At 70.2% G+C, this 26,653-nt stretch carries 25 protein-coding genes and 1 pseudogene; 14 read left to right on the top strand and 12 right to left on the bottom strand.

The window, feature by feature from the left end; all coding sequences use genetic code 11:
* Positions 1-128 precede the first annotated feature (128 nt).
* Both ACZ562_RS27265 and ACZ562_RS27270 read right to left on the bottom strand, forming a co-directional pair.
* Positions 129-1,226, bottom strand: coding sequence for an amidohydrolase family protein (locus ACZ562_RS27265; protein WP_471184138.1), 1,098 nt, complete (start codon positions 1,224-1,226; stop codon positions 129-131).
* 16 nt (positions 1,227-1,242) lie between these two features.
* Positions 1,243-1,434 (bottom strand): annotated as a pseudogene (locus ACZ562_RS27270) (amino acid ABC transporter ATP-binding protein); the annotation flags it as partial.
* 481 nt (positions 1,435-1,915) lie between these two features.
* Between ACZ562_RS27270 and ectA the strand changes: the two are divergent.
* The 4 genes from ectA to thpD are packed head-to-tail and all read left to right on the top strand — an operon-like array spanning position 1,916 to position 5,103.
* A complete protein-coding gene (gene ectA / locus ACZ562_RS27275) occupies positions 1,916-2,434 on the top strand; it encodes a diaminobutyrate acetyltransferase (protein WP_471184140.1) in 519 nt (172 codons plus the stop codon).
* Between the two features lie 44 nt (positions 2,435-2,478).
* A complete protein-coding gene (gene ectB, locus ACZ562_RS27280; protein ID WP_471184143.1) occupies positions 2,479-3,750 on the top strand; it encodes a diaminobutyrate--2-oxoglutarate transaminase in 1,272 nt (423 codons plus the stop codon).
* A 20-nt stretch (positions 3,751-3,770) separates the two neighbouring features.
* Positions 3,771-4,205 carry an ectoine synthase gene (locus tag ACZ562_RS27285; RefSeq protein WP_471184145.1) on the top strand — a complete coding sequence of 145 codons (435 nt, stop codon included), beginning with the start codon at positions 3,771-3,773 and terminating at the stop codon, positions 4,203-4,205.
* Between the two features lie 7 nt (positions 4,206-4,212).
* Positions 4,213-5,103 carry an ectoine hydroxylase gene (gene thpD, locus ACZ562_RS27290; protein ID WP_471184147.1) on the top strand — a complete coding sequence of 297 codons (891 nt, stop codon included), beginning with the start codon at positions 4,213-4,215 and terminating at the stop codon, positions 5,101-5,103.
* A gap of 149 nt (positions 5,104-5,252) precedes the next feature.
* On the opposite strand, the gene ACZ562_RS27295 is transcribed toward thpD, so the two are convergent.
* The 5 genes from ACZ562_RS27295 to ACZ562_RS27315 form a co-directional block, all read right to left on the bottom strand.
* The gene (locus ACZ562_RS27295) at positions 5,253-6,338 is read right to left on the bottom strand and encodes an aminotransferase class V-fold PLP-dependent enzyme (RefSeq protein WP_471184150.1); all 1,086 of its coding nucleotides are present in this window, start codon (positions 6,336-6,338) and stop codon (positions 5,253-5,255) included.
* Between the two features lie 60 nt (positions 6,339-6,398).
* The gene (locus tag ACZ562_RS27300) at positions 6,399-7,124 is read right to left on the bottom strand and encodes a DsbA family oxidoreductase (RefSeq protein ID WP_471184152.1); all 726 of its coding nucleotides are present in this window, start codon (positions 7,122-7,124) and stop codon (positions 6,399-6,401) included.
* Positions 7,125-7,185: 61 nt separating this feature from the next.
* Positions 7,186-7,722 carry a GNAT family N-acetyltransferase gene (locus tag ACZ562_RS27305; protein WP_471184154.1) on the bottom strand — a complete coding sequence of 179 codons (537 nt, stop codon included), beginning with the start codon at positions 7,720-7,722 and terminating at the stop codon, positions 7,186-7,188.
* A 48-nt stretch (positions 7,723-7,770) separates the two neighbouring features.
* Entirely contained in the window at positions 7,771-8,379 is a 609-nt protein-coding gene (locus tag ACZ562_RS27310; RefSeq protein WP_471184157.1) for a DUF1349 domain-containing protein, read from the bottom strand.
* Positions 8,380-8,522: 143 nt separating this feature from the next.
* The gene (locus tag ACZ562_RS27315) at positions 8,523-10,052 is read right to left on the bottom strand and encodes an aldehyde dehydrogenase (NADP(+)) (RefSeq protein WP_471184159.1); all 1,530 of its coding nucleotides are present in this window, start codon (positions 10,050-10,052) and stop codon (positions 8,523-8,525) included.
* 145 nt (positions 10,053-10,197) lie between these two features.
* Between ACZ562_RS27315 and ACZ562_RS27320 the strand changes: the two genes are divergently transcribed.
* Both ACZ562_RS27320 and ACZ562_RS27325 read left to right on the top strand, forming a co-directional pair.
* The gene (locus tag ACZ562_RS27320) at positions 10,198-10,971 is read left to right on the top strand and encodes an IclR family transcriptional regulator (RefSeq protein ID WP_471184161.1); all 774 of its coding nucleotides are present in this window, start codon (positions 10,198-10,200) and stop codon (positions 10,969-10,971) included.
* A 3-nt stretch (positions 10,972-10,974) separates the two neighbouring features.
* On the top strand, positions 10,975-11,445 hold the full coding sequence (locus tag ACZ562_RS27325; RefSeq protein WP_471184164.1) for a GNAT family N-acetyltransferase: 471 nt from the start codon (positions 10,975-10,977) through the stop codon (positions 11,443-11,445).
* A gap of 188 nt (positions 11,446-11,633) precedes the next feature.
* Here the strand turns inward: ACZ562_RS27325 and ACZ562_RS27330 are convergent, their stop codons facing one another.
* Together ACZ562_RS27330 and ACZ562_RS27335 are read right to left on the bottom strand one after the other, a co-directional pair.
* Positions 11,634-12,428, bottom strand: a complete 795-nt coding sequence (locus tag ACZ562_RS27330; protein WP_471184166.1) for an HAD family acid phosphatase — start codon at positions 12,426-12,428, stop codon at positions 11,634-11,636.
* 135 nt (positions 12,429-12,563) lie between these two features.
* On the bottom strand, positions 12,564-13,154 hold the full coding sequence (locus ACZ562_RS27335) for a TIGR03086 family metal-binding protein (RefSeq protein WP_471184168.1): 591 nt from the start codon (positions 13,152-13,154) through the stop codon (positions 12,564-12,566).
* A gap of 311 nt (positions 13,155-13,465) precedes the next feature.
* Between ACZ562_RS27335 and ACZ562_RS27340 the strand changes: the two genes are divergently transcribed.
* The 7 genes from ACZ562_RS27340 (at position 13,466) to ACZ562_RS27370 (ending at position 21,165) form a co-directional block, all read left to right on the top strand.
* Positions 13,466-14,275: an NAD-dependent epimerase/dehydratase family protein gene (locus ACZ562_RS27340; RefSeq protein ID WP_471184171.1), complete on the top strand. Its 810-nt coding sequence runs from the start codon at positions 13,466-13,468 to the stop codon at positions 14,273-14,275.
* Between the two features lie 249 nt (positions 14,276-14,524).
* Positions 14,525-15,295, top strand: coding sequence for a DeoR/GlpR family DNA-binding transcription regulator (locus ACZ562_RS27345; protein WP_471184173.1), 771 nt, complete (start codon positions 14,525-14,527; stop codon positions 15,293-15,295).
* A gap of 122 nt (positions 15,296-15,417) precedes the next feature.
* Positions 15,418-16,785: an ABC transporter substrate-binding protein gene (locus ACZ562_RS27350; RefSeq protein ID WP_471184175.1), complete on the top strand. Its 1,368-nt coding sequence runs from the start codon at positions 15,418-15,420 to the stop codon at positions 16,783-16,785.
* Entirely contained in the window at positions 16,782-17,732 is a 951-nt protein-coding gene (locus ACZ562_RS27355) for a carbohydrate ABC transporter permease (protein WP_471184178.1), read from the top strand. Before ACZ562_RS27350 ends, ACZ562_RS27355 begins: the two co-directional genes overlap by 4 nt.
* A complete protein-coding gene (locus ACZ562_RS27360; RefSeq protein WP_471184180.1) occupies positions 17,729-18,604 on the top strand; it encodes a carbohydrate ABC transporter permease in 876 nt (291 codons plus the stop codon). Before ACZ562_RS27355 ends, ACZ562_RS27360 begins: the two co-directional genes overlap by 4 nt.
* On the top strand, positions 18,601-19,590 hold the full coding sequence (locus ACZ562_RS27365) for a zinc-dependent alcohol dehydrogenase family protein (RefSeq protein ID WP_471184182.1): 990 nt from the start codon (positions 18,601-18,603) through the stop codon (positions 19,588-19,590). The genes ACZ562_RS27360 and ACZ562_RS27365 overlap by 4 nt, the downstream gene beginning before the upstream one ends.
* 369 nt (positions 19,591-19,959) lie before the next feature.
* The gene (locus tag ACZ562_RS27370) at positions 19,960-21,165 is read left to right on the top strand and encodes a TerD family protein (protein WP_471184399.1); all 1,206 of its coding nucleotides are present in this window, start codon (positions 19,960-19,962) and stop codon (positions 21,163-21,165) included.
* Positions 21,166-21,250: 85 nt separating this feature from the next.
* Here ACZ562_RS27370 and ACZ562_RS27375 read toward each other — a convergent pair whose 3' ends face one another.
* Together ACZ562_RS27375 and ACZ562_RS27380 are read right to left on the bottom strand one after the other, a co-directional pair.
* Positions 21,251-22,831: a TROVE domain-containing protein gene (locus ACZ562_RS27375; RefSeq protein WP_471184185.1), complete on the bottom strand. Its 1,581-nt coding sequence runs from the start codon at positions 22,829-22,831 to the stop codon at positions 21,251-21,253.
* Between the two features lie 338 nt (positions 22,832-23,169).
* The gene (locus ACZ562_RS27380) at positions 23,170-24,627 is read right to left on the bottom strand and encodes an alkaline phosphatase PhoX (RefSeq protein ID WP_471184187.1); all 1,458 of its coding nucleotides are present in this window, start codon (positions 24,625-24,627) and stop codon (positions 23,170-23,172) included.
* A gap of 262 nt (positions 24,628-24,889) precedes the next feature.
* Here ACZ562_RS27380 and ACZ562_RS27385 point away from each other — a divergent pair, with 262 nt between their 5' ends.
* Positions 24,890-25,093: a hypothetical protein gene (locus ACZ562_RS27385; protein WP_471184190.1), complete on the top strand. Its 204-nt coding sequence runs from the start codon at positions 24,890-24,892 to the stop codon at positions 25,091-25,093.
* Positions 25,094-25,145: 52 nt separating this feature from the next.
* Here ACZ562_RS27385 and ACZ562_RS27390 read toward each other — a convergent pair whose 3' ends face one another.
* Positions 25,146-26,573 carry a hypothetical protein gene (locus ACZ562_RS27390; RefSeq protein WP_471184192.1) on the bottom strand — a complete coding sequence of 476 codons (1,428 nt, stop codon included), beginning with the start codon at positions 26,571-26,573 and terminating at the stop codon, positions 25,146-25,148.
* Between the last annotated feature and the right edge of the window lie 80 nt (positions 26,574-26,653).

Consider the following 26,653-nt stretch of genomic DNA (forward strand, 5'->3'; position numbering starts at 1 on the left):
GGGCGCCACCCCTTCGAGCCCGCCCGGGGGCGCCGCCCCCCCGGCCCCGGCCTTTGGCCACCCACCACCCGACTCGGTTGGATGAACAGGTGACCCCCTCCCCTGCGGGGGAGTCTCCTGGCCGACGGCTAGCCCACGATCCGTCCGTTCAGCACCACCCGCCGAGGTGCCGCCAGGACCCGCACATCGGCTCGCGGGTTCCCTTCGTACACCACGAGGTCCGCCGGTGCCCCCTCCTCCAGGCCGGGGCGGCCGAGCCAGCGTCGTGCTCCCCAGGTCGTCGCCGACAGCGCCTCGACGGGCGGGATGCCGGCGGTGACCAGTTCCGCCACCTCGCCCGCCACCAGGCCGTGCGCGAGCGAGCCACCGGCGTCAGTGCCGACGTAGACCGGGATGCCGGCGTCGTACGCGGAGCGCACCGTGTCGTAGCGGGTTTCGTGGAGCCGTCGCATATGGGCGGACCAGCGCGGGTACCGGAGCTCGCCGCCGTCGGCGAGCCTCGGGAAGGTCGCGATGTTGACCAGAGTGGGGACGATGGCCACCCCCCGCGCGGCGAACAGGGGGATCAGGTCCTCGGTGAGGCCCGTCGCGTGTTCGATGCAGTCGATGCCGGCCTCGACCAGGTCGCGCAGCGACTCCTCGGCGAAGCAGTGCGCGGTCACCCGTGCGCCCAGGCGGTGTGCCTCGGCGATCGCCGCCCCGACCGCGTCACGGGGCCAGCAGGCGGACAGGTCGCCCAGGTCCCTGTCGATCCAGTCGCCGACCAGCTTCACCCAGCCGTCGCCTCGCCGGGCCTCCTGGGCGACGAACGCGACGAGGTCGTCCGGCTCGATCTCGTGCGCGTAGCCCCGCATGTAGCGTCGGGTGCGGGCGATGTGGCGGCCGGCCCGGATGATCTTCGGGAGGTCCTCGCGGTCGTCGATCCAGCGGGTGTCGGAGGGCGAGCCCGCGTCGCGGATGAGGAGGGTGCCGGCGTCGCGGTCGGTCAGGGCCTGCTTTTCCGCCTCGTCCTCGTCGACCGGGCCGTGCGGACCGAGGCCGACATGGCAGTGGGCGTCGACCAGGCCGGGCAGCGCCCAGCCCTCCACGGTGCGGATGTCGCGGGCGGCGTGGGGGCGGTCGTAGGAGATCCGGCCGTCGACCACCCACAGCTCGTCGCGGACCTGGTCCTCGCCCGGGCCCACCAGGACCCGGCCCTTCACATGCAGCACCGCGTGATCGCTCATGTACCGCACCCTAGTCAACCTGGTGGCCGGCCTTGCCCACCTGGTCCGACGTCTCCTCCTCCACCTCCGCCATCGCGGGGTCGAGGAGGCGGGTGCCGGAGCCCGACGGGCCGATGACGCACACGGCCTCGCCCTGGCCGATCTCCAGGTCGATGCCGCACAGCACCTGGTTGTCGCCGAACGACTTGTGCAGGTCGCGGACTTGGATCTCTGCGGTCCGCTCAAGTGGCCTCCCAGGCCTTGGCCCCCATACGGCCCCGGGCCTGCCCGATACCCTCCGCCCGAAGCCGGGCCGGCGCTCGGTACCGGCCTGCCCCACGGCGCCGCACGCGGCACTGGCCGAGAAGGGGCCGGCCGTCGACCTCAAGGCGGCTCGCCGCCGAATTCAGAATTAATTCCGGAATTCACTCCGGAATAGTCACCCGTATTCTTCTGCCCGCTTCCCTTCGACCTAAACGCAAAGATTTTGCGAACACCAACCGGCTTAATTCGGGCAGATCTCGTGGGAGTTACATGGTTGTGACGCGTTACACATCGCGACCGATTAATCCCTTATCTACCGGACAAAGCACCAGTTTTGGCCCCGCTTTCGCGCGATCACCCGCGCCCGCCTGATAACACAGCGCCCGGCCACACGTAACCCCGTCCAACGATGCAATTTCGTTTTTCCCTCGGTAAATTCAATCCGCATGACTGCCGCACAAGCAGACCTGCAAATCGACCGCCCGGCGGTGGCCGACGGAGCCGCGCTGTGGCGGATAGCCAGGGACTCGAAGACCCTCGACCTGAACTCGTCGTACAGCTATCTGCTCTGGTGTCGCGACTTCGCCGCCACGTCGGCCGTCGCGCGTGACGAGCACGGCGAGCCGGTCGGTTTCGTCACCGGTTACGTACGGCCGGACCGCCCCCGGACCCTGCTCGTCTGGCAGGTGGCGGTGGACACCGCGTACCGCGGGCGAGGTCTCGCCGCCGCGCTGCTCGACGGCCTGGCCGTGCGGACCGCCGCCGAGCGCGGGCTCACCGCCGTGGAGACCACCATCACGCCCGGCAACACCGCCTCCGAGCGGCTGTTCACGTCGTTCGCCGAGCGCCACGGCGCCCGGGTGGAGCGCGAGGTGCTGTTCGACACGGGCCTGTTTCCCGACGGGCCGCACGACCCCGAGGTGCTGTACCGCATCGGCCCCTTTTCTCTCACTCCCTCCGCCTGACCACTCCCTCCGCACCCCCCCCACGCAACGAGGAGCAATTCGTCGTGACCATCACCCAGCCCGACCTCAGCGTCTTCGAGACCCTGGAGTCCGAGGTGCGCAGCTACTGCCGCGGCTGGCCCACCGTCTTCGACCGTGCGCAGGGCAGCCGTATGTACGACGAGGACGGCCACGAGTACCTGGACTTCTTCGCGGGCGCGGGCTCGCTCAACTACGGGCACAACAACCCCGTCCTCAAACGCGCGTTGATCGACTACCTGGAGCGGGACGGCGTCACGCACGGGCTCGACATGTCGACCACCGCCAAGCGCGGCTTCCTGGAGTCCTTCCAGAACCTGGTGCTGCGGCCGCGCGACCTGCCGTACAAGGTCATGTTCCCGGGGCCGACGGGCACCAACGCCGTCGAGTCCGCGCTGAAGCTGGCGCGGAAGGTGAAGGGGCGCGAGGCGATCGTGTCGTTCACCAACGCCTTCCACGGGATGTCGCTGGGTTCGCTCGCCGTGACCGGCAACGCCTTCAAACGGGCCGGCGCGGGCATCCCGCTGGTGCACGGGACCCCGATGCCGTTCGACAACTACTTCGACGGCAAGGTCCCCGACTTCCTCTGGTTCGAGCGCCTGCTCGAGGACCAGGGTTCCGGGCTGAACAAGCCCGCCGCGGTGATCGTGGAGACCGTGCAGGGCGAGGGCGGCATCAACGTCGCGCGCCCGGAGTGGCTGCGCGCGCTCGCCGGCCTGTGCGAGCGCCAGGACATGCTGCTGATCGTCGACGACATCCAGATGGGGTGCGGGCGCACCGGGGCCTTCTTCTCCTTCGAGGAGGCGGGAATCGTGCCGGACATCGTCACCGTGTCCAAGTCGATCAGCGGGTACGGGCTGCCCATGTCGCTGTGCCTGTTCAAGCCGGAGCTGGACATCTGGGAGCCGGGCGAGCACAACGGCACCTTCCGCGGCAACAACCCCGCGTTCGTCACGGCCGCCGCGGCCCTGGAGACGTACTGGGCCGACGGGTCGGCGATGGAGAAGCAGACCCGGACCCGGGGCGAGCAGGCCGAGCAGGCGCTGATCGCCATCACCGAGGAGAACCTCGCCGACGTCAAGGAGTACCGCGGCCGGGGTCTGGTGTGGGGCCTGGAGTTCCACGAGAAGGGCCGGGCCGAGCGGGTCGCGCGGCGCGCCTTCGAGCTGGGGCTGCTCATCGAGACGTCGGGCCCGGAGAGCGAGGTCGTCAAGCTGCTGCCCGCCCTCACCATCACGCCCGACGAGCTGGACGAGGGCCTGCGCGTCCTCGCCCGTGCCGTCCGGGAAACCGTCTAGCAAGGAGGAAGTGCACCACTGTGATCGTCCGTTCGTTCAAGGACATCGAAGGCACCGACCGGCATGTGAGGGCCGCGTCCGGCACCTGGGAGAGCAAACGCATCGTGCTCGCCAAGGAACGGGTCGGCTTCTCACTCCACGAGACGATCCTGTACGCGGGCACGGAGACGTCCATGTGGTACGCGAACCACATCGAGGCCGTCGTGTGCGTCGAGGGCGAGGCCGAACTCACCGACGACGAGACCGGGCAGAAGTACACGATCACGCCCGGGACCATGTACCTCCTCGACGGGCACGAGCGCCACACGATGCGGATCAAGAGCGACTTCCGCTGCATCTGCGTCTTCAACCCGCCCGTGACCGGACGGGAGGACCACGACGAGAACGGCGTCTACCCTGCCCCAGAGCCGGATGCCTGGGGGGACCCCCAGCCCACCGAACCCGAGGAGGTGTGACATCACCATGACCACCACCGTCACCGATCTCTATCCCAGCCGCGGCGCCACCGAGGTGTCCGTCCCCCGTAAGGACCCGGTCCTCTGGGGCGCCCCCGACACGCCCGGCCCCATCGCGGCCGCCGACCTGCAGGCGTACGAGCGCGACGGCTTCCTCGCCGTCGAACAGCTCATCACGGACGACGAAGTCTCCGTCTACGCACAGGAGTTGGAGCGGCTCGTCACCGATCCGGCGGTGCGCGCGGACGAGCGGTCGATCATCGAGCCGAAGTCCAAGGAGATCCGCTCCGTCTTCGAAGTGCACCGGATCAGCGAGGTGTTCGCGAACCTCGTGCGCGACGAGCGGGTCGTCGGGCGGGCCCGGCAGATCCTCGGCTCGGACGTGTACGTCCACCAGTCGCGGATCAACGTCAAGCCGGGCTTCGGGGCCAGCGGCTTCTACTGGCACTCGGACTTCGAGACCTGGCATGCCGAGGACGGTCTGCCGAACATGCGGACCGTGTCGGTCTCGATCGCGCTGACCGAGAACCACGACACCAACGGCGGACTCATGATCATGCCCGGGTCGCACCGCTCGTTCCTCGGATGTGCGGGTGCCACGCCGAGGGACAACTACAAGCGGTCGCTGCAGATGCAGGACGCGGGCACGCCGTCGGACGAGGCGCTGACGTCGATGGCGACCGAGTACGGCATCAAGCTGTTCACGGGGAAGGCCGGTTCGGCCACCTGGTTCGACTGCAACTGCATGCACGGCTCCGGGGACAACATCACGCCGTTCCCGCGCAGCAACGTGTTCATCGTGTTCAACAGCGTGGAGAACGAGGCCGTCGAGCCGTTCGCGGCGCCCGTGCGCCGGCCCGCGTTCATCGGAGCGCGGGACTTCACTCCGGTGAAGTGATCTCACGGCCGGGCGGCGTCACAGCCACGCCGGTGACGCCGCCCGCTGCAGTACGTCCCGTACCCGATGCGCTCTGATCATGCGCCGGCCGCGGGGCCGAGGGCCATGCCGGGGAAGCGGACCGCCGGGCGGACCAGCCGCTCCAGGGTTCAGGACGACAGGACGTCCAGCAGCCGGTCGACGTCCTCGGGCGTGTTGTACAGGTGGAAGGCGGCGCGCAGGTTGCCCGCCCGGTCGGAGACCTCGACTCCGGCCCTGCTCAGCTCGGGCTGCCGGTGGCCGAGACCGGGCACGGAGACGATCGGCGAGCCGGGCGACGGGATCGGTTCGTGGCCGAGACCGTGCAGGCCGGTACGGAAGCGGTCGGCCAGGGCGAGGTCGTGCTCGCGTACGGCGTCCACGCCGAGTTCCTCCAACAGGGCGAGGGAGCGGCGGGCGCCGGCGTACGAGAACAGGGCGGGGCTCTCGTCGAATCGCCGTGCGGAGTGGGCGAGTTCCTCGACCGGCCCGTAGCAGGCGTCCCAGGGGCGCTCCCCCGCCACCCAGCCCGCGAACACGGGGGTGAGTCCGCCGAGGTCCTCCGGAACGGCCAGGAAGGTCACGCCGCGCGGGCAGAACAGCCACTTGAAGGCGACGGAGGCGACGTAGTCGTACGCGTCCGCGTCGAGGTCCAGCCAGCCCGTGGCCTGCGACGCGTCGACGTACGTGCGCACCCCGTACTCTCGGGCGGCCGCACGGATCGCGGGCAGGTCGGCGATCCGGCCGTCGGCGGACTGGGCGGCACTGACCGCGACGAGCGCCGTGCCGGGACGTACCGACTCGGCGACCCGCTCCAGGGGCACGCTGCGCACCTTGAGGTCGCGGCGGACGTGGAAGGGGTTCACCACCGAGCTGAAGTCGCCCTCCGCGGTGAGCACTTCGGCTCCCTCCGGCAGGGAGGAGGCGATCAGCCCGCTGAAGACGGCGACCGAGGCCCCCGCCGCCACCCGGCCGACGGGCACCTTGGTCAGGCGCGCGAAGGAGGCCCGGCTCGCCTCCACGTCCGCGAACATGTCCGTGGGCCTCCCGACGGCCGCCGCCTCCACGGCTGTCCGCATGGCTTCGACGGTGCGGGCTGGCAGCAGGCCGCTGCTCGCGGTGTTCAGATAGGTGTTCTTCGGGGCGAACTCGGCACGGACGCGGGTCTCGAAGGTCTCCATGGGTCCACTGTGGGGCCCGCCGGTCTCCCCGTCCATTGCTGAATTTTTCGCGATGTCGCTAAGAAACTCTTATAGATCGCCGCTGACCTGCGCGTTTCAGTGCCGCGGCACCGCGCACCCATCGGGACCGCAGGCCTCGGCGTCCCCGGCGGCCCCGTCCTCGATCAGCGTCAGCGGCGGACGCTCGCCCCACGCCCGGGTCAGCGCCTGGGCGAAGACTTCGGCGGGCTGGGCGCCGGAGACGCCGTACTTGCGGTCGAGAACGAAGAACGGCACACCGTTGGCGCCGAGTTCAGCGGCCTCGCGCTCGTCTGCGCGGACCTCGTCGGCGTAGGCGGCCGGGTCGGCGAGCGTCTCGCGGGCCGCCTCGGCGTTCAGCCCGGCCTCGACGGCAAGCTCCACGAGCCGCTCCCCGCCCTCGGAGAAGACCGACCGCTCCTCGGCGAAGTTCGCCCGGTAGAAGATCTGGATCAGCTCGTCCTGCCGGCCCTGCTCCTTGGCGAAGTGCAGCAGCCGGTGCATATCGAAGGTGTTGCCGTGGTCGCGGCCGCTCGTGCGGTACTCCAGGCCCTCGGCGGCGGCCTGCGCGCCCAGGTTCTCCTCGCCGGCCTGAGCCTGCGCCTCGCTCATGCCGTACTTCTTGGTCAGCATCTTGATCACCGGCTGGACGTCACCCTTGGCGCGGCCCGGGTCCAGCTCGAAGGAACGGTGCACCACCTCGACCCCGGCACGGTGCGGGAAGGCCTCCAGGGCCTTCTCGAAGCGGGCCTTGCCCACGTAGCACCAGGGACAGGCGATGTCCGACCAGATCTCGACGCGCATGCTCTCGGCTCTCTCCAGCTCGTACGGGTACGGAGACGCTCTCCACCGGGTACGTGAACGTTCAAGCAGCTGGGTTCATTCCCCCCTGAGGTTCACTCCCCGGCACGGAGAAGCGCAGGTACAGGTGGTGATCCCCGTCGGCGGGCGGGTTCGCCGGGTCCGGGAACCAGCCCCGGCGGGCGTAGAAGGCCTGGGCCCGTTGGTTGCCGGCGTGCACGTCGAGCACGGCCCTCCGCCGGCCGTCGGCCTGCCACTGCTCGACGCAGGCCGCGTGCAGGGCCGTACCGACGCCGGAGCACCAGTGGCCGGGGTCGACGTGGAACTGGAACAGTTTGACCGTTTCGGCGGTGGCGGCTTCCGGGGTGCGGAAGGAGGCGATGCCCACCACGCGCGCGTCGCGCACCGCGCACAGCACCTGTCCGTCGGGACGCTCGATGACCTCGCACCACCTGGCCGGCCAGTCGGTGCCGTCGTCGGGAAGGCCGTCCGGGTAGTACGTGGACCGGGCGCGCACGTGCAGTTCGGCGACCGTCGCGGCTTCGGCTGGCAGGGCGGTCCTGATCACCAGGGACTCCACGGTCCGATGCGCTCTGATCATGCAGCGGAGGACGTGCCCGCGACCGCCCCGGTTCCCCGGTGCGGGGGTTCAGCTTCCGTCCCGCAGGTCCTTCGGCCAGTTCGGGCGGAACTCTATGTGGTCGTACGTCACGACACAGCCCTCCCCCATCGGCGACTGCGTCATGAAGCCGACCAGGGCCGCGCCGCTCTCCTTCGCGTCCCCCAGGGTGAAGAGACGGACGAAGGTCCAGCGCTCCCCGTCGCGGGAGGCGTGGAAGGCGAAGGCGCGGCCGGTGCGGCTGATCCGCAGCCAGACGGAACTGCCGTCCACGGTGAAGGAGTTGGCGTCGTCGGAGTGCACCCGGGTGACCACCGTGCAGACGGTGGGCACCTCCGGGGAGTACTCCAGGCAGAGCTTGGCCCAGGCCCGCTGGCCGACATGGACGTAGAGCAGCCCGGCGTCGAAGGCCGCGGCGAACCCGACCGTGACCCGCGCGATCAGCTGGAAGTCCCCCTCGGGGGCGCCCAGAAGACGCGGCGCGTCGGAGGCGGGGTCCAGCCCTTCGTCGGTGGGCGGCACGAAGCGGTCCTGGCGGGGCCCGGCCCACCCGGTGAGAATCCCGTCCTCGTAGGACCAGTTGCCGTCGGGTCCATAGGTACGGAGGGGGAAAGGAAGTTCGGGAAGTTCGACGTCCATTGCCCAATCGTCTCAGGCCCAGTGGAGAAACTCAGGGGCGCGGGGCTGTATCGCCAAGCGGCTCCGCCGCGTGGGCGCGAGCAACCCACCACGACCCGCAGCCCACAATCCACCGCGCCCCCTACGGCGCCACCCGCGGGACGCTACCGCTCCAAACGCCCGTTGAACCGACGAGGCAGCCCGAGCGGGTTCTCATCCCGAAGCTCAGCAGGCAGCAACGCCTCGGGCGCGTTCTGATAGGCAACCGGCCGCAGCCACCGCTCGATCGCCGTACCGCCCACAGAAGTCGACGTAGACGTGGTGGCCGGATACGGCCCACCGTGATGCTGGGCCGGAGCCACAGCCACGCCCGTCGGCCAGCCGTTCACCAGCACCCGCCCGGCAAGCGGAGTCAGCTCGGCCAGGATCTCCGCACCGCGGCCCTCACCCGCCGCCTCCTCGGCCGACAGCTGAACCGTCGCGGTCAGGTTCCCGGGCAGCCGCGAGAGGACAGCCCGCACCTCCTCCTCGTCCTCGTAGCGGGCCACGACGGTGACCGGCCCGAAGCACTCCTCCAGCAGCAGGTCGTGCACGCCCTCGGCGGCCAGCCGACTCGCCGCCACGGTGAGGAAGCCCGGGCTCACCGTGTGCTCGCTTCCCGCACCCGGCGTGACAGGGGTCTCCACCTCGGGGAGTTCCGCACGCTCGGCCACCCCGGCGATGAAGTCGTCCCGCATACGGTGGTCGAGGAGGACTCCCGCATCCGTGTCGCTCACCGCGTCCGTCAGGGACTTCACCAGGCGGTCGCCCGCCTCGCCGGTGGGCGCGAGAACCAGGCCCGGCTTCACGCAGAACTGGCCGACGCCCTGCGTCATGGAGCCCGCGAGCCCGGAGCCGATCGTCTCGGCGCGCTCGGCGGCGGCGGCCTCCGTGACGACCACGGGGTTGAGGGAGCCGAGCTCGCCGTGGAAGGGGATCGGGGCCGGGCGGGCCGCCGCCGCGTCGAACAGGGCCCGTCCGCCCCGTACCGAACCGGTGAAGCCCGCGGCGGCGACGAGCGGGTGCTTGATGAGCTCGATGCCCGCCTCGAAGCCGTGCACAAGACCCACGACGCCCCCGGGGATGCCGTGCTCGGCGGCCGCGCGGCGCAGGACGGCCGCGACCAGCTCGGACAGGGCCGGGTGGTCGGGATGGGCCTTGACGACGACGGGGCAGCCGGCCCCGAGCGCGCTCGCGGTGTCGCCGCCGGCGACGGAGAAGGCGAAGGGGAAGTTGGAGGCCGAGTAGACGCCGACGACGCCGAGCGGGACCTTGTAGCGGCGCAGGTCCGGGATCGGCGGGGTCGCGGTGTCGTCGGGGTGGTTGATGACGACGTCGAGGAAGGCGCCCTCCTCGACGATGTCCGCGAAGGCCCGCAGCTGGTAGCAGGTGCGGGCGAGTTCGCCGGTCAGCCGGACGGGGCCGAGCGCGGTCTCCGCGTCGGCGGCCTCGACGAGCTGGTCCCTGGCGGCCTCGACGCGGCCGGCGGCGGTGCGCAGGAAGGCGGAGCGGACGGCGCGGTCGGCGAGTGCGCCGCACGCGTCGTGCGCGGCGCGGACGGCGGTGTCCACCTCCTGGGCCGTGGCCTCCACCGCAACCTGTTCTCGCTGCCTCCCGGTTCGGGGGTCGACACTCCAGACTGGTGCTGCTGCCACCGCGGGTCCCTTCCACATCGAATGCCGCATGCAACGCCGCAGTATCCAGGTCATCCATTAGGGCTGTTCGATATACTGAACGCTGTCTCTCATGGTGAATATGCTGTCGGAGACTATTTCCCGTCGAACGAAGGGGTCAAGGGCGATGCCGGCAGTCGAGACGGGGGGCGGGGCGCAGGTCAAGTCCGCTGTGCGGACGGTTGAACTGCTCGAGTACTTCGCCGGACGCCCGGGTATGCACTCCCTGGCGGCGGTCCAGGAGGCCGTCGGATATCCCAAGTCCAGCCTCTACATGCTGCTGCGCACGCTCGTGGAACTGGGCTGGGTGGAGACGGACGCGACGGGCACGCGGTACGGCATCGGCGTACGGGCGCTGCTCGTCGGCACCTCGTACATCGACGGCGACGAGGTGGTCGCGGCGGCCCGGCCGACGCTGGACCGGCTGTCCGACGACACCACGGAGACGATCCACCTGGCGCGGCTCGACGGCACGAACGTCGTCTACCTGGCCACCCGCCAGTCCCAGCACTATCTGCGCCCGTTCACGCGGGTCGGCCGCCGCCTCCCCGCGCACTCGACGGCGCTCGGCAAGGCGCTGCTGAGCACGTACACCGACGAGCAGGTCCGCAGGATGCTGCCCGAGACCCTCCCCGCCCTCACCGAGAACACCATCACGGACCGGGAGAAGCTGATCGAGGAACTGCGCCAGGTGCGGGAGCAGGGCTTCGCCGTCGACCATGAGGAGAACACGCTGGGCCTGCGCTGCTTCGGCGTCGCGATCCCCTACCGCACCCCGGCCCGCGACGCGATCAGCTGTTCGGTCCCGGTTGCGCGGCTGACACCCGCCCACGAACAGATGGTGAAGGACGCTCTGTTCGACGCCCGCGACCGGCTGACGCTCGCCACCCGTAGGCTCTGAGGCATGAATGTCGTACTCCGCGAGGTCCACGACAGCGATCTGCCGGTCTTCTTCCGGCAGATGAACGATCCGGAGGCGCTCCGGGTGGCGGCCTTCACCCCCGAGGACCCGGCCGACCGGGACGCCTTCGACGCCCTCTGGAAACGGATCCGGTCGTCGGACGACATCGCGCTGACGATCCTGGCCGACGGTGACGTGGTCGGGAGCGCGGCGGTGTACGGGGAGCCGGGTGAGCGCGAGGTGACGTACTGGGTGGACCGCGCCTACTGGGGCCGGGGCATCGCCACCGCCGCGTTGCGCGGACTGCTGGCCGAGGTCCCCGAACGCCCGCTGTACGCCCGGGCGGCAGCGGACAACGAGGCGTCCCGCCGCGTCCTGGAGAAGTGCGGTTTCCGGCTGTCCGCGCAGGCCAGGGGGTATGCGAACGCGCGGGGCGAGGAAATAGCCGAGGTCGTGCTCACGCTGGAGGGCTGAGGGCTTACCCCCGGGCGGTGATCGCCGCGTACGAGGCGGGCCTCAACCTACGGGAGGACGGTTCGGCAGCTGAGAGCCTGTGTGACACAGGCTCTGACCGGCCGGGGACAGCCCCACGAGAGGCTGTCCCCCGACCTCACTTCACGCCGAGGATCTGCTCGATCGCGAAGTATGGTCCTAGTGCCGCACTAGCTGACGAAGTACGTCGGATTGGGCAGCTTGTACGTCCGGTCGGCGTAGCCGCCATCGAGGTCGGAGTACTGGTCTCCGAAGTTGGCGATCACTTCGTAGCCCAGGTCCTCGATGTGCTTGCGGGTGCCGGACTTGTACTGCACGGTCGTGCAGTTCCAGGTACCGGGCGTGGCGCAGTCGCTCAGGTACGACGGCGGGTTGGCCTTGTCCTTGAGGAACATGTGGTCGGCGTCGAGGTTCACATCGGCACCGATCTTCTTCAGGTTCTCGACGGCGGCGGAGCGCTGCGCCTCGCTCAGACCCGAGTTGTAGAAGACCTCGACGCCCTTGGACTCGGCGTACTGCACGAGCTGGGGGCTGCCGAAGACGGCCGGGCGGTCGGCCCTGTTCACGTAGTCGGCCCATGTGGCCGAGTTGTACGTGTAGTTGGTCTTCTTCTCGTAGTCGAGGCTGAGCAGCAGCGTGTCGTCGATGTCGAAGACGGCCGCGGGCTGCTCGCCCCGGTGGTGCGCCTTGCGCGCCGCCCGGTCGATGTACTTCCTGGCGGCGCGGTCGATGCGCGCGAGGTCCTTGGCGTACGGGCTGTCCAAAGACGCCTGGTACACGCCGTCGCTGTCGAGAGTGGTGCCGTAGTAGGTGTCGATGTCCTTGACCAGGAGCCCGATGTTGTAGGGCTCGTGGGTGGAGTTGGCCGTGGACTGGCCGGCCGTGGCGGCGCCGGCGCCGTAGAGGGCTCCGCCGGCGACGGCGCAGGCGGCGACGAGGGCCGCGACGCGAAGTGGCTTATGCATGACAAGTTTCTACGCGCGTCACCCTGGTGAGCGCGAGACCCGTTGCCCGATCTTTACCTTCTCGGCCGGGCAACGTGGTTCGAGTACGTCGTTCAGGCGTGGGTCCAAGGTCGCCCCGGAAGCCGAGGTCGGGGGTTACCGCCTCCGGCCCGGATCCCGTCCGCTCAGCCCCACCGCCCGGTCCAGCAGCGGGGCGTCCGCCGGGACGGGCACCACGGGGCCGAAGATGCCTCCGCCGCGGTCCGGGTCCTCGGCTGCCGCGAGGAGGAAGTCGTACGACGCCCGCAGCGCGGCGGGGTCGGGGGTGTACGGCTGGTATGTGGCGCGGGCCAGGTCCCAGCCGTGGATGACGAGCTCGTCGGCCGCGACGGCGCCCGCGACCGAGCCCGGCAGGTCCACGCCGCCGGCGCGGGTCATGCCGGTCCACGCGGCCGGGTCGCGGAAGGCGTCGGCGAGTTCGTCGAGTACCTTGGGCAGCTGCTCGCGCCAGCCGGGCCCGATGTCCGGCACGGTGGCGTCGGGGATGGTGTCCGTCGTGACACCCAGGTCCTTGCGGCCGGCGTCACGGAAGGCAACGGCCAGTCCGCACAGGTGGCCCAGCATGTTGCGCACCGCGTAGCCCGGGCAGGGCGTGCCGTCCGCGAGCTGCTCGTCGGTCACGCCCTCCGCGAGGCGCGCCACGATCCGGGCCTGCGGTCCCAGGTCGAGTGCCGTGTGGTCGGTCATGTCCTGCTCCTCCGGGGTGCGGGGCCTTTATGGGGCAGACCGGCCGCACTCCGGAAACTCATCGCACACCGTGGGCGCCGAAGAGCCGGCCGTGCCCTGTGTGCCGATCGCCCCGGTCCGGTCGAGCCGGTCGACCGCCGGCCGCGGCCCGCCGTCCTCGGCCCGGCGCCGCCGGTCCCGCCGGCACATCGGCATCAAGGGAGCAGAGTGCGCAGGCCCGCGCCACACTGGACCGTGAGGTGACCGATCTTTGGCTTGTCCACGAATGTGAATACCGTTCATGTGGCTGCCGACTCCAAGGAGACCCGAGGATGCCCGCTCCCCGCACCGTTCTGCTCACCGGCGCCGCCGGCGGGCTCGGCACCCTGATGCGGAACCTGCTCCCGGCCTTCGGCTACGAGCTGCGTCTCCTCGACGTACGGCCGATCGAGGGCGATCCGGACGCCGTCACCGTCGATCTCGCCGCCAAGGCAGCCGTGCGGGAGGCCGTCCGGGGTGTCGACGCGATCATCCATCTCGCGGGCATCTCCCTCGAAGCTCCCTTCGAGAAGATCCTCAAGGCGAACATCGAGGGGACGTACAACCTGTACGAGGCCGCCCGCGAGGAGCGGGTCGGCCGCATCGTCTTCGCCTCCTCCAACCACGCGGTGGGCTTCACCCCGCGCCCCCAGGGCGACGACCCGCTGATCCCCGTCGGCACCCCGCGCCGCCCGGACTCCTTCTACGGCCTGTCCAAGTCCTTCGGCGAGGACCTCGCGCAGTTCTACTGGGACAAGCACGGCCTGGAGACCGTCTCCGTGCGCATCGGCTCCTGCTTCCCGCAGCCGACCAGCGTGCGCATGCTGTCGATCTGGCTGAGCCCCGCCGACGGCGCCCGCCTCTTCCACGCGGCCCTGACCGCGGAGAACGTCGGCCACACCGTCGTCTACGGCTCCTCTGCCAACACGCGCCTGTGGTGGGACCTCGGCACCGCGCGGGCGCTCGGCTACGAGCCGCAGGACGACTCGGAGGAGTTCGCCGAGAAGCTCATCGCCGAGCAGGGTGAGCTGGACCCACGGAACGCGGCCCACGCCTGCCTCGGCGGACACTACGTGAGTGACCCGCCGATCTGGCCGAACTGAGACCGACGTGAGAGCGCTTCCGGGTCAGACGGGCACCGAACGGGCCCGCCTGCCCCCGTATTCGGGCACGCTCTCTGCCCGATCTCACGTCCGGCCCAGGTCCGCGACGGGCGGGCGGCCGGTGAAACGGGCACGGACGGGCGCCACCGGGCAGGCAACAAGCCTGGTCAGCGCAGCAAACCCACTGTAAAACTGCCCACAAGGCCCGATCAGGGTCCGAACGGGCAGGACCAGAGCAGTGAGAGGCAGGTGTCGGCCATGAGCGCGGAAGAACGTCAGCGTGAAATCGTCAGGGCCGCCCGCCGCACGGGTTCCGTCGACGTCGCCGCGCTCGCCGCCGAGCTGGGCGTGGCCAGGGAGACCGTACGGCGGGATCTGCGCGCCCTGGAGGACCACGGCCTGGTGCGCCGCACCCACGGCGGCGCGTATCCCGTGGAGAGCGCCGGCTTCGAGACCACGCTCGCGTTTCGCGCCACCAGCCACGTCCCCGAGAAACGCCGGATCGCCACCGCCGCGGCCGATCTGCTCGGGGACGCCGAGACGGTCTTCATCGACGAGGGGTTCACGCCTCAGCTCATCGCCGAGGCCCTCCCCACGGACCGGCCGCTGACCGTGGTCACCGCCTCCCTCGCCACCGCGGGCGCGCTCGCCGGGGCCGGCAACACCACCGTGCTGCTGCTCGGCGGCCGGGTGCGCCCCGGCACGCTCGCCACCGTCGACCACTGGACGACGAAGATGCTCGCCGGATTCGTCATCGACCTGGCGTACATCGGAGCGAACGGCATCTCCCGCGACCACGGCCTCACCACCCCCGACCCGGCGGTCTGCGAGGTGAAGGCCCAGGCGATGCGCGCCTCCCGGCGCGCGGTCTTCGCGGGCGTGCACACCAAGTTCGGTGCGGTCAGCTTCTGCCGGTTCGCCGCGGTCGGCCAGCTGGAGTCGATCGTCACGAGCACACTGCTTCCCTCGTCCGAAGCCCACCGCTACTCCTTGCGGGGGCCTCAGGTCATCCGCGTCTGACCCCACCCCGATTCCCCGTCCGACGCATCCGTCCAGACAACCAACTCACCCTCCCTAGGAGCACTGCCAGGCTCCCTCCGCCCGATATCTCACAATATCTCCCGATACGTTCAGGAGTACCCATGCGAACCCAGAGCCGACGGAAGCCCCGCAACCTGCTGGCGGTGGCTGCCGTAGGAACGCTGATCACCCCGCTGCTCGCCGCGTGTTCGGGGGCAGGAGGCTCCGGCAGTTCCGGCGGCGACTCCATCAACGTCGTCATGGTGAACAACCCGCAGATGGTGGAGCTGCAGAAGCTCACCGCCGCCAACTTCACCAAGGCCACCGGGATCAAGGTGAACTTCACCGTGCTCCCCGAGAACGAGGTCCGCGACAAGATCAGCCAGGACTTCACCAACCAGGCCGGCCAGTACGACGTCGCGACCCTGAGCAACTACGAGATCCCGATCTACGCCAAGAACGGCTGGCTCCACGATCTCGACTCGTACGTCAAGAATGACAGGACCTTCGACCAGGACGACATCCTGCCGTCCATGACGAAGGCCCTCACCGCGGCCGACGGCAAGCTCTACGGAGAGCCCTTCTACGGCGAGTCCTCGTTCCTGATGTACCGCAAGGACGTCCTCCAGGCGAAGGGCCTCACCATGCCCGAGAAGCCCACCTGGCAGCAGGTGGCGGACCTCGCCGCCAAGGTGGACGGCGCCGAGTCCGGCATGAAGGGCATCTGCCTGCGCGGTCTGCCGGGCTGGGGCGAGGTGATCGCTCCGCTGACCACCGTCGTCAACACCTTCGGCGGCACCTGGTTCGACAAGGACTGGAAGGCACGGCTGGACTCGGCGGAGTTCAGGAAGGCGACACAGTTCTACGTCGACCTGGTACGCGAACACGGCGAGTCGGGCGCCGCCCAGTCCGGCTACGCGGAATGCCTCAACAACATGACGCAGGGCAAGACCGCCATGTGGTACGACGCGACGGCCGGCGCCGGCTCACTGGAGGCCGCAGACTCCCCGGTCAAGGGCAAGATCGGCTACGTACCGGCACCGGTCGAGAAGACGAAGAGCTCCGGCTGGCTCTACACCTGGGCCTGGGGCGTCCAGAAGGCGTCCAAGAACGCGGAGAACGCCTGGAAGTTCATCTCCTGGGCGTCCGGCAAGGACTACGAGAAGCTCGTCGGCAAGAGCATCGGCTGGGCCAACGTCCCGGCCGGCAAACGGACTTCCACCTACGACATCCCGGAGTACCGCAAGGAGGCCGCTGCCTTCGCGGACGTGACCCGGCAGGCCATCGCGTCGGCGCAGCCGGACAACCCGGGTGTGCAGGAACGCCCCGCGCCCGGCATCCAGTTCGTCGGCATCCCCGAGTTCACCGACCTGGGGACCAGGGTCTCACAGGAGATCAGCTCGGCCATCGCCGGAAAGCAGTCCGTCGACAGCGCCCTGCAGAAGTCCCAGGCGCTCGCCGAGAAGGTCGCCGAGAAATACGAGGGATGATGCGCGCCACCACCGCCAGGGTCGCCACGGCGCACAAGCCGCCGCTAACCGCCCGGCCGTCGAACCGTATGCGTGCCTGGGCCACCCGTGCGCCGCTGCTGCCCGCCCTGGTCTTCATGATCGCCGTGACGCAGCTGCCGTTCGTGGCCACCCTGGTGTACTCGTTCTTCGACTGGAACGCCCTGTATCCGAACGACCGTCATCTCACCGGATTCAGCAACTACGCCGACGTCCTCACCACGCCCGACCTGCGCAGGTCGGTATGGACGACCATCCTGCTCACCACCACCGTGGTGCTGGTCAGCCTGTTCCTCGGCCTGCTGCTCGCGCTGCTCCTGGACCGCCGGTTCCCGGGTCGCGGAGCCGTACGCACCATGCTCATCGCACCGTTCCTGCTGGTCCCCGTCGCGGCCGCCCTGCTGTGGAAGCACGTGCTCTACAACCCCGAGTACGGCCTCTTCAACGGTGTACTGCACTGGGCCGGCGGCGACGGCGCACCGCAGCCCGACTGGATCTCGAACACCCCCCTCCTCGCGGTCGAGGCCTCGCTGGTCTGGCAGTGGACCCCGTTCATGATGCTGATCCTGCTCGCCGGGCTGCAGAGCCGCGACCCCGAGCTGGTCGAGGCGGCCCGCGTGGACGGCGCCAGCGACTGGCAGGTGTTCGTCCACATCACCCTGCCGCATCTGCGCCGCTATCTGGAGCTGGGCGTACTGCTGGGGTCGATCTACATCGTGCAGAACTTCGACGCCGTGTTCACGATCACCTCCGGCGGCCTCGACACGGCCAACCTGCCCTACACGATCTACCAGACCTTCTACCAGGCGCACGAGTACGGCCTTGCCTCGGCCGCCGGCGTCCTCGTCGTCATCGGCTCACTCGTCCTCGCGACCTTCGCCCTGCGCGTCGTGTCGTCGCTCTTCCGGGAGGAGGTGTCCCGCGCATGACCACGACCACGACCGTGACGGGCGCCGCGTCGGCACACACGCCCGCACGCCGCACCCGCAAGGCGGCCGCTCTGGGTCTGATCGCCTGGCTGGCGGGCATCCTGTTCGTCCTGCCCATCCTCTGGATGGTCCTGACCTCCTTCCACTCCGAGGCGGACGCGGCCACGAACCCTCCGTCGCTGGCGGCCTCGCTGACCCTCGACAGCTACCGCGAGTTCTTCGGCGTGGACGGCGGCGCGAGCCCGTGGCCCTCGCTGATCAACTCGGCCACGGCCGCGATCGCCTCGACGCTGTTCGTCCTGCTGCTGGCGCTGCCCGCGGCCTACGCACTGTCGATCCGCCCGGTGAGGAAATGGACGGACGTCCTGTTCTTCTTCCTGTCGACGAAGATGCTGCCGGTGGTGGCGGGCCTGCTGCCGGTCTACCTCTTCGCCAAGAACGTCGGCATGCTCGACAACATCTGGGCACTGGTCATCCTCTACACCGCCATGAACCTGCCGATCGCCGTGTGGATGCTGCAGTCCTTCCTCTCCGAGGTTCCGGTCGCGATCATCGAGGCCGCGCAGATCGACGGCGCGAGGGTGCCGACGATCCTCGCGCGCGTGGTGGCCCCGATCGCACTGCCCGGGATCGCCGCGACAGCCCTGATCTGCTTCATCTTCAGCTGGAACGAACTGCTCTTCGCCCGGGTCCTCACCGGCGTCGTGGCCGAGACCGCCCCCGTCTTCCTGACCGGCTTCATCACCAGCCAGGGCCTTTTCCTGGCGAAGGTGTGCGCCGCGTCGCTCGTCATCTCCCTGCCGGTGCTCGCCGCGGGGTTCGCCGCCCAGGACAAGCTGGTTCAGGGCCTGTCACTGGGAGCTGTCAAATGAAGGCCGCCGTCATCGAGTCCGTGGGCCGCGCCGTCGTCACCGAGGTCCCGGACCCGACGCCGGGACCCCGCGAAGTGGTCGTCGAGGTCGCGGCGTGCGGGCTGTGCGGTACGGATCTGCACATCCTCCAGGGCGAGTTCGCGCCGAAGCTGCCGATCGTGCCGGGGCACGAGTTCGCGGGCGAGGTGGTGACGGTGGGCACGCGGGTCTCCGAGGTTTCGGCCGGCGACCAGGTGGCCGTGGACCCCTCCCTGTACTGCCACGAGTGCCGTTTCTGCCGGGACGGCCACAACAACATGTGCGAGCGCTGGGCCGCGATCGGTGTCACGACGGCGGGCGGTGCGGCCCGGTACGCGATCGCCCCGGTGGCCAACTGCGTGAAGCTGCCGGAGCACATACGCACTCAGGACGCGGCCCTGGTGGAACCGCTGTCATGCGCGGTCCGGGGCTACGACGTCCTCAACTCCCGCCTGGGCGCCCACGTCCTGATCTACGGCTCCGGAACGATGGGCCTGATGATGCTGGAGCTGGCGAAGAGGACGGGCGCGGCGAGCGTGGACGTGGTCGACGTGAACCCGGCCCGCCTGGAGACGGCACGCACGCTCGGTGTCTCGGCCTCGGCCGTCGACGCGGACGAGCTGGACCGGCCCCAGGGCTGGGACGTCGTCGTCGACGCGACGGGCAACGCGGCGGCGATCCAGGACGGCCTGGACCGCGTGGCGAAGGCGGGCACGTTCCTGCAGTTCGGCGTCGCCGACCACGCGACCCGCGTGACCATCGACCCGTACCGCATCTACAACCAGGAGATCACGATCACCGGTTCGATGGCGGTCCTCCACAGTTTCGAGCGCGCGGCGGAGCTGTTCGCGAACGGGGTGCTGGACCCCGACGTGTTCATCAGCGACCGCATTCCGCTGGAGCGGTACCCGCAGGCACTGGAGCAGTTCGCGGCGGGGGTGGGCCGGAAGATCGTGGTGGTGCCGTGAGCCGGCCCCTTTGGCGTGTGCTGATCATCAGCCCCTCCGGCGTTCGAGGAGCGGGGGTCCAGGAACGGCACCGTACGCATCTCCCACCACGGCCGCCCCGTGCCCCCCCTCCACGGCCCCACGGCCCCCGGGCCACCCGGTTCCTCGCCGACGCCGAGACGTCCGACCCGCGGCTCGTCATGGCCCGCTGGACCGGAAACCACAAACGCGGCAACGAACGCACCGCCCGCAACCACCCCGGCGACAGACGCTGAGCCCCGACCGGGCCCGACCGAGCCCGACCGAGCCCGACCGAGTGATCCAACCCGATTGGCCGCCAGGTAAGGGAACGGTAAAACGGCCTCGCTCGTTCAATGGGGCATGACAGCTATGACCCCCGGCTCGAACATCCCTCTGTCCGCCGCCCGCGTGACGGTGGACGTCGCCGCCCCGGTGCGGCTCGACGTATCGGGCCTGCTGCTCACCGGCGACGGCAAGGTGCGCTCCGACGACGACTTCATCTTCTACAACCAGCCGGCCGGCCCCGGTGTGACCTACCGCTCGGGCGGCGGCGCGGCCCCCGACGCGATCACCGTCGACACCGCCGCCGTCCCCCCGGGCATCGAGAAGATCGTCGTCACGGCCAGCCCGGACGCCGCGGGCCAGACCTTCCAGGGCGTCGAGCCGACGGCCACGATCCGCAACGCGGACGACAACAGCGTCCTGGCCACGTTCACGCCCCCGCAGCTCGGCACCGAAACGGCGCTGGTGGTCGTGGAGATCTATCTTCGGGGCGGCTCCTGGAAGGCCCGCGCGGTCGGCCAGGGATACGCCAACGGCCTCGCCGGCATCGCCACCGACTTCGGCGTCACCGTGGAGGAGCCGGCCCCGGCCCCCGTAGCTCCGCCGCAGCCCGCCGTCCAGACCCCGCCGGCCCCGTCGATTGACGCGCGTGTCGCCGCGCCCCCGGCACCCGCCGCACCCCCGGCGCCGCCCGCCGCCCCGGCCCCCGGCGGCGGGAAGATCAACCTCGACAAGGGCCGGGTCAGCCTCCAGAAGAACCAGACCGTCTCCCTCGTCAAGGGCGGCCGCCCCCTGCTCTCCCAGGTCAAGATGGGTCTCGGCTGGGAACCGGCGTACCGCGGCAAGGACATCGACCTGGACGCCTCGGTCATCGCCTACGGCCCCCAGCGCAACCACATCGACAGCTGCTACTTCGGCAAGCTGTCGATCGTGAACGGCGCGATCAAGCACTCCGGCGACAACCTCACCGGCGAGGGCGGCGGTGACGACGAGGTGATCACCGTCGACCTCGGCAGGCTCCCGCAGGAGGTCACGGGCCTGGTGTTCACGGTCAACTCCTTCTCCGGCCAGAAGTTCACCGAGGTGGCCAAGGCCTACTGCCGCCTGCTGGACGCCGCGACCGGCGAGGAGCTGGTCCGCTTCGACCTCACCAACGCCGAGGCGCAGACGGGCGTGATGATGGCGAAGCTGATCCGCCAGTTCTCGGGCGAGTGGGACATGACGGCCATGGGCGACTTCGTCAAGGCCCGCACGGTCAGGAACATGGTCAAGCCGGCGGCCCAAGCGCTGTGACCCCGCGGTACGCCCTCCAGGGCGCCCCCTGGGGGCGCCCTGCGGTCGGCGGGGCACCGAGGTACGGGCCACACCCGAGACCGTCTCAGGCGGTCCACGGCCAGTCGGCGTCCCGAGCCGCCTCGAGCAGGGGAACCATCCGGAAGGCGGCATCCGAAAGCCCGCCGAACGTGTGCCTGTTCCCCTTGCCGGACGGGCCGTGGCCCGCCCGGTACCCGGCGAGGTTCCAGGTGTAGACCGGCACGTTCACCGGAACCTGCTCGGTCGGGTCGCCCTGGTGGTGGTACGCGTACTGCTCGTCGGTGACGATCAGCACCCGGTCGTGCCTCTTGTAGTGCCGGCGTACGGCCTCGGTGGTGTCGGTGCCGCCCAGGTCGTTGAAGCGGTCCAGGATCTTGAGCACCGACTCGCCCTTGCGGAACTTCACACGATTGCTCGACGTCCCGAACTCGACGAGATCCGCGTTCTCGGCCCGCAGCGCGAGCGCCGTGCCGAAGACCGCCGCCGCGTCGGCCCGGTTGAGCTCCGACCGGTCGGACAGCCGCGAGTAGAACATCGAGCCCGAGCGGTCGACGAGCACCAGGGTACGGCCTGGCAGCGCGGGCACGTTGGCCAGTGAGTGGCCGAGCGCCTGCTCCAGCGGGTACGCCCAGCGCAGCGAGGGCGCGTGCCGGTACGCGGCGAGGTACCGGAAGGGGAACTGGCGCGAGCGCGCGACCTCCGCCGGGTCGCTGATCCGCGCGGCCACCCGGGCCGCGACCTCGTCGGACACACCGGCCTGGTCGAAGTTCCGCAGGTTCCGCACGAGCGCCATGGCACCCATCGACGGAATCACGGCCTCCCAGGCCTCCTTGTCCATCGGCCCCTGCAGCCAGCCCGCCAGCGCCTCCCAGGTGATGCCCGCGGCCGCGAGCCGCTCGGCGCCGTCCGGTGCCGTGACGACCGCCCGCCGCTGCTCGACGGGCAGCGCCATCAGCTCGCGGTGCGCGGTGAGGACGCGGTTCGAGGCGGGCGGCACGGCGGTGTCCGGGTTGTGCCGGCGGTCGAGGGCGTACTGGAACAGCTCGCCCTGCCACGGCTTGTCCGGGTCCGGCGCCGCGTGCACCAGGTTGAGGATGTCGCCGAAGCGGTAGCCCTTGGTCGCCGTGTCGTACTTCAGCAGCGACTTGGCGCTGTAGAGGCGTCGTACGGCGTCGGCGATGCCGCGCTTGACCGGCTTGGGGACGGCGCGGCCGTACGTGGCCGTCCAGTACGCGAGCAGTTCGCCGGGCTCGTCGGGCCGCTGGAGCACGGAGGCCACGACCTGCCGGTTCGACGGGCCGTCGGTGACGCCCGCGTCGAGCCGTGCCTTCACGTACTCGGCGGCGCCCACAATCGAGGCCGTACGGAGGTTGCCCCCGCCGCGCAGCCAGCCGAGCAGGCCGGCCGTCCAGGCCGGGTCGGTCACGGCGAGTTCGCGGACGAGCCGGGCGAACCGGTTGTCACGGTCCTCGGCGTTCTCGTAGAAGGTGTCCGCGAGAAAGTGGGATACCGCCAGCAGGAAGAGCTCCGAGCGCGTGTCCCGCTCGTGACCGCGGCCGCCCTCGTACGTACGAAGCACCCGCCCCGTGGACGTCACCCGCGAGGTCGGCTGCGCCTTGGCGGCCTTTGCGTTGAATCGCGTCATGCTGAATTCCCCCGAATTCGTTTTTCCGTTTCGGAGGGAGGCGCAGAAAAGGAGGGTGCCCGAGATCATGAGTCGGCGACGGACTTAGCCAGATGCTCTGCCGATTGAGCTACACCGACCCGAAGTCGATGACGGGACTCGAACCCGCAACCGTCCGATCCAATGAAGTAACCGTTGCCTGCGCACCGGGCACCCACCATGAGCTGCGCCTCCCGAGATCAAGTCGGCGGCGGCGTGGATTCCTTGGAAGAGAAGTAGCCGCTGCCATCGCACCGGGAGGTGCGTGACGTCGTGATCCCACTGTAGGAGGCGCAACTCGGAGGGGCGACCGAATTTGACTACCCGCGCTTCTGGCGCTTCCAGGGGCCGGTGATGGCCAGCATGATGCCCGGGTCCTGGATGTTGGCGAACAGCGTCCTGCCGTCGGGCGAGAAGGTCACACCGGTGAACTCGCTGTACTCGGGCTCCTCTTCGGTGCCGATGTTCAGCTCGTTGCGGGCGATCGGGTAGGTGCGGCCGCTGTCGGTGGCGCCGAACAGATGCTGGACGCCCTCGCCGTCCTCGGCGATGACGAGGCCGCCGTACGGGGAGACGGTGATGTTGTCGGGGCCGTCGAAGGCGCCATCCGCCGACGGATCAGCCGGGGCGGGGTTGACGCCGAGCAGGACCTTGAGGGTCAGGGTGCGGCGCTTGGGGTCGTAGAACCAGACCTGGCCGTCGTGCTGGACGGGGCTCTCCGCGCGGGCGTACGAGGAGACGATGTAAGTGCCTCCGTCGGCCCACCACATGCCCTCGAGCTTGCGGGCGCGGGTGACCTGGCCGTCGGTGAACTGCTTGCGGACGGGCGTGGTCTTCGCATCGCGGTCGGGGACGTCGACCCAGTCGACGCCGTACACCGTGCCGGTCTTCGTGGCGCGGGACAGGTCGTCGACGAACTGGCCGCCGGAGTCGAAGCACTTGAAGGCCTGCAGGACGCCCGCGTCGTCGGCGAGGGTGCGCAGCTTGCCGCGGCCGTGCTCGAAGCCCTCGGGCGGGCTCCAGCGGAAGAGGAGGCCGTTGGGGCTCGCGGCGTCCTCGGTGAGGTAGGCGTGGCCGCGCCTGGGGTCGACGACGACGGCCTCGTGGTCGTAACGGCCGAAGAACTTCAGGGGCTTGGGGTTCTTGTTGGCACGCCGGTCGCGGGGGTCGACCTCGAAGACGTAGCCGTGGTCCTTGGTCATTCCGTTGACGCCGGCCTTGTCGGAGTTCTCCTCGCAGGTGAGCCAGGTGCCCCAAGCGGTGCGGCCGCCCGCGCAGTTGGTGGAGGTGCCTGCGATACCCACCCATTCGGCGATCTGTCCGTCGGGGCACACCTCGACGACCGTGCAGCCGCCGGCCGCGGCGGGGTCGTAGACGAGGCCCTCGGTGAGCGGCACCGGGTGCTTCCAGCCGGCGCGCGGGCCCCTGAGCTCGTGGTTGTTGACGAGGAGGGTGGTGCCGCGCGGGCCGTCGAAGGCCGCGGTGCCGTCGTGGTTGGACGGGGTGATCTCGCCGGACTCCAGCTTGGTCCTGCCGCTGTAGGTGATGATCCGGTACTTGAACCCGGCGGGCAGCGCGAGGATGCCCTCCGGGTCGGGGATCAGCGGTCCGTAACCGACACCGCCGTGGGCTGCCGCCGCCTCCTCCCCCAGGCTCTCGGTGTCCGTGGACGCGAGGGCGTTGGGAGCGGTGGCGAGGGCGCCGACGCTGCCCGCCAGCGCGACACCGGCGCCGGTGATCGCGGATTTTCTGGCGAAGTCCCTGCGGGTGAGCGACATGGTGTCTCCTGTGACGGTGGGTGTGCCGTGGAGGGTGGCGGTCCTCGGGTCGGCGACACCGTCCCGCCCACGCCTGAACAGGAGTTGAACACCGGGCGACCTCACCGGGCTCTCTTCCGTGAACCCGTATGCACTCCCCCAGCCGCAACAAGAGCCTCCCGGTTCGCGCCATTTACGGGGGAACTGGTCGGAGGATCTTCGTAAAGGAGGTCATGGGCGGCAGAACGTCCCTCATCCCATGATTGGGGCACCTTGACCGCGGGTGTTCTCGACAAAAGACACCTCCACGGGCGGCCGCATCGGTGAGACGATCGGTCTCGACGCCAGGAATCCGAGCGGCCCGGGCGGCTGCGCCGCCACGATCACCATCGTCGGCGAGTTCCGGAACCCGGCGGCCTACCGGGGCACTTACGGCTTCAACGAAGCGACGTCGTCGTTCAAGCACACGACGGTCCACCACTGCTGACAGACAACCGGCCCGCGACCCACGCGCAGCGTGCCGTGGGTCGCGGCATCGTTCAACTCCCGTGCTGTGAACGCGCCTTGAACGCGGCCTTCCGCGCTTCCTTCGCAACCTTCTTGTCCGGATGCAGCCGCCCCATCGCCTCCAGCACATCCGCCGTGGCCGGATGCTCGACCCGCCAGGCCGCCGCGAAGAAGCTGCTGTGCTGCTGGGCGAGTCCCCCGACGAGAGCCCGCAGCTCCTCCGAGTTCCCTTCGGCAGCCAGCTGCGCGGCAACCGTGTCGATGGTCAGCCAGAACACCATCTCCTCGGACGGCGCCGGTACGTCCGGAGCGCCCCGTTCGCTCAGCCAGACCCGTGCGAGCCCGCCCAGTTCGGCGTCGTCGAGCACCTCCCGCAGTGCGGGCTCGGCCTCGGCGCCGACCAGGGTCAGCGCCTGCTGGCAGTGCAGCCGCCGCAGCGGCGCACCGGCATCCGCCCCGCGCGCGGCGGCCAGCAACTCCCGTGCCGCGGCGAGGGGTTCGCGGAGGGCGAGCCACTGCTCGGTCTCGGCCTGTGCGGCCGTCGGCGGGAACTGGGCGGTCCCGTCGAGCAGCGCGTCGGCGCCCTTGTCCGAGAGGTCCCCGACGGCGGGCGCCCCGAACCCGGCCTCCAGCAGCCGCGCCCGCAGCCCGTACTGTCCGAGCGGGGTGAGCCGCACCATGCCGTAGCGGGAGACGTCGGTGTCGTCGAGCGGCGCCGCGGGCTCTTCCTCCACGTCGGCCATCAGCGCCTCGTCGACCGGCTGGTACTCGACGAGCCCGACCGGTTCCAGGAGCCGGAACTGGTCGTCGAGGCGCATCATCGCATCGGACACCTGCTCCAGCACGTCGTTGGTGGGCTCTCCCATGCCGCCGGGCACGATCATCGAGGCGGCCAGGGCGGGCAGCGGCACGGGTCCGCCGCCCGGGCCGTCCTCGCCGACGGTGAGCAGGTACAGGTTGCCGAGCACCCCGTCGAGGAACTCGGCCTCCGCCTCCGGGTCCCAGCCCAGGGAGGAGAAGTCGATCTCGCCGCCCGCGTCCACGGCGTCGACCAGGTCGTCGAGGTCGGGCACGCTCGCGTCGGCCAGCACCGCCTCCAGCGCCGTCAGCCACACGCCGAGCACGTCCTGCGGCGAACCGCCGGTGAGCAGCGCCAGCTCCTCGCCCGCCGTGACGGTGCCCTCCTCCTCGTCGACGACCTCGACGAGCCCGGCGTCCAGGGCGATGCGCCAGGCCTCACTGGCGAGGGCCGCCGCGTCGTCCCCGCTCAGCCCGAGGGCCTCGGCCGCCGCGGGCAGCTGCTCGTCGACGAGCCCGCCCCCGGTGTCCACCCGGGTGTCCGGGCCGGCCCAGCGGGCCAGCCGGACGGCCCGGGCGAGCAGCGGCGTGGACAGGGCGTCCCGCGCCAGCTCCGCTTCGGGGTGCAGCCGCACCGGCGGCAAGGGGGAGCTGTCTGACATCGGGTGTTTCTCCTAGGCGCCTTGGAACGGGAAGCCGCTTACGGCTCAACCGCTCAGCCTAGACGGATTTCCACCCATGC

It is taken from the genome of Streptomyces sp. NPDC040410, from assembly GCF_055595715.1.

Excerpts from the sequence above, each read along its gene's own strand:
- ACZ562_RS27390 (WP_471184192.1), bottom strand. The coding sequence starts at position 26,573 with ATGTCAGACAGCTCCCCCTTGCCGCCGGTGCGGCTGCACCCCGAAGCG.
- ACZ562_RS27330 (WP_471184166.1), bottom strand. The coding sequence starts at position 12,428 with ATGCATAAGCCACTTCGCGTCGCGGCCCTCGTCGCCGCCTGCGCCGTC.
- ectA (WP_471184140.1), top strand. The coding sequence starts at position 1,916 with ATGACTGCCGCACAAGCAGACCTGCAAATCGACCGCCCGGCGGTGGCC.
- ACZ562_RS27380 (WP_471184187.1), bottom strand. The coding sequence starts at position 24,627 with ATGTCGCTCACCCGCAGGGACTTCGCCAGAAAATCCGCGATCACCGGC.
- ACZ562_RS27365 (WP_471184182.1), top strand. The coding sequence starts at position 18,601 with ATGAAGGCCGCCGTCATCGAGTCCGTGGGCCGCGCCGTCGTCACCGAG.
- ACZ562_RS27335 (WP_471184168.1), bottom strand. The coding sequence starts at position 13,154 with ATGACCGACCACACGGCACTCGACCTGGGACCGCAGGCCCGGATCGTG.
- ACZ562_RS27360 (WP_471184180.1), top strand. The coding sequence starts at position 17,729 with ATGACCACGACCACGACCGTGACGGGCGCCGCGTCGGCACACACGCCC.
- thpD (WP_471184147.1), top strand. The coding sequence starts at position 4,213 with ATGACCACCACCGTCACCGATCTCTATCCCAGCCGCGGCGCCACCGAG.
- ACZ562_RS27320 (WP_471184161.1), top strand. The coding sequence starts at position 10,198 with ATGCCGGCAGTCGAGACGGGGGGCGGGGCGCAGGTCAAGTCCGCTGTG.
- ACZ562_RS27355 (WP_471184178.1), top strand. The coding sequence starts at position 16,782 with ATGATGCGCGCCACCACCGCCAGGGTCGCCACGGCGCACAAGCCGCCG.
- ACZ562_RS27295 (WP_471184150.1), bottom strand. The coding sequence starts at position 6,338 with ATGGACGGGGAGACCGGCGGGCCCCACAGTGGACCCATGGAGACCTTC.
- ACZ562_RS27370 (WP_471184399.1), top strand. The coding sequence starts at position 19,960 with ATGACCCCCGGCTCGAACATCCCTCTGTCCGCCGCCCGCGTGACGGTG.
- ACZ562_RS27310 (WP_471184157.1), bottom strand. The coding sequence starts at position 8,379 with ATGGACGTCGAACTTCCCGAACTTCCTTTCCCCCTCCGTACCTATGGA.
- ACZ562_RS27300 (WP_471184152.1), bottom strand. The coding sequence starts at position 7,124 with ATGCGCGTCGAGATCTGGTCGGACATCGCCTGTCCCTGGTGCTACGTG.
- ACZ562_RS27350 (WP_471184175.1), top strand. The coding sequence starts at position 15,418 with ATGCGAACCCAGAGCCGACGGAAGCCCCGCAACCTGCTGGCGGTGGCT.
- ACZ562_RS27325 (WP_471184164.1), top strand. The coding sequence starts at position 10,975 with ATGAATGTCGTACTCCGCGAGGTCCACGACAGCGATCTGCCGGTCTTC.
- ACZ562_RS27375 (WP_471184185.1), bottom strand. The coding sequence starts at position 22,831 with ATGACGCGATTCAACGCAAAGGCCGCCAAGGCGCAGCCGACCTCGCGG.
- ACZ562_RS27265 (WP_471184138.1), bottom strand. The coding sequence starts at position 1,226 with ATGAGCGATCACGCGGTGCTGCATGTGAAGGGCCGGGTCCTGGTGGGC.
- ACZ562_RS27340 (WP_471184171.1), top strand. The coding sequence starts at position 13,466 with ATGCCCGCTCCCCGCACCGTTCTGCTCACCGGCGCCGCCGGCGGGCTC.
- ACZ562_RS27305 (WP_471184154.1), bottom strand. The coding sequence starts at position 7,722 with ATGATCAGAGCGCATCGGACCGTGGAGTCCCTGGTGATCAGGACCGCC.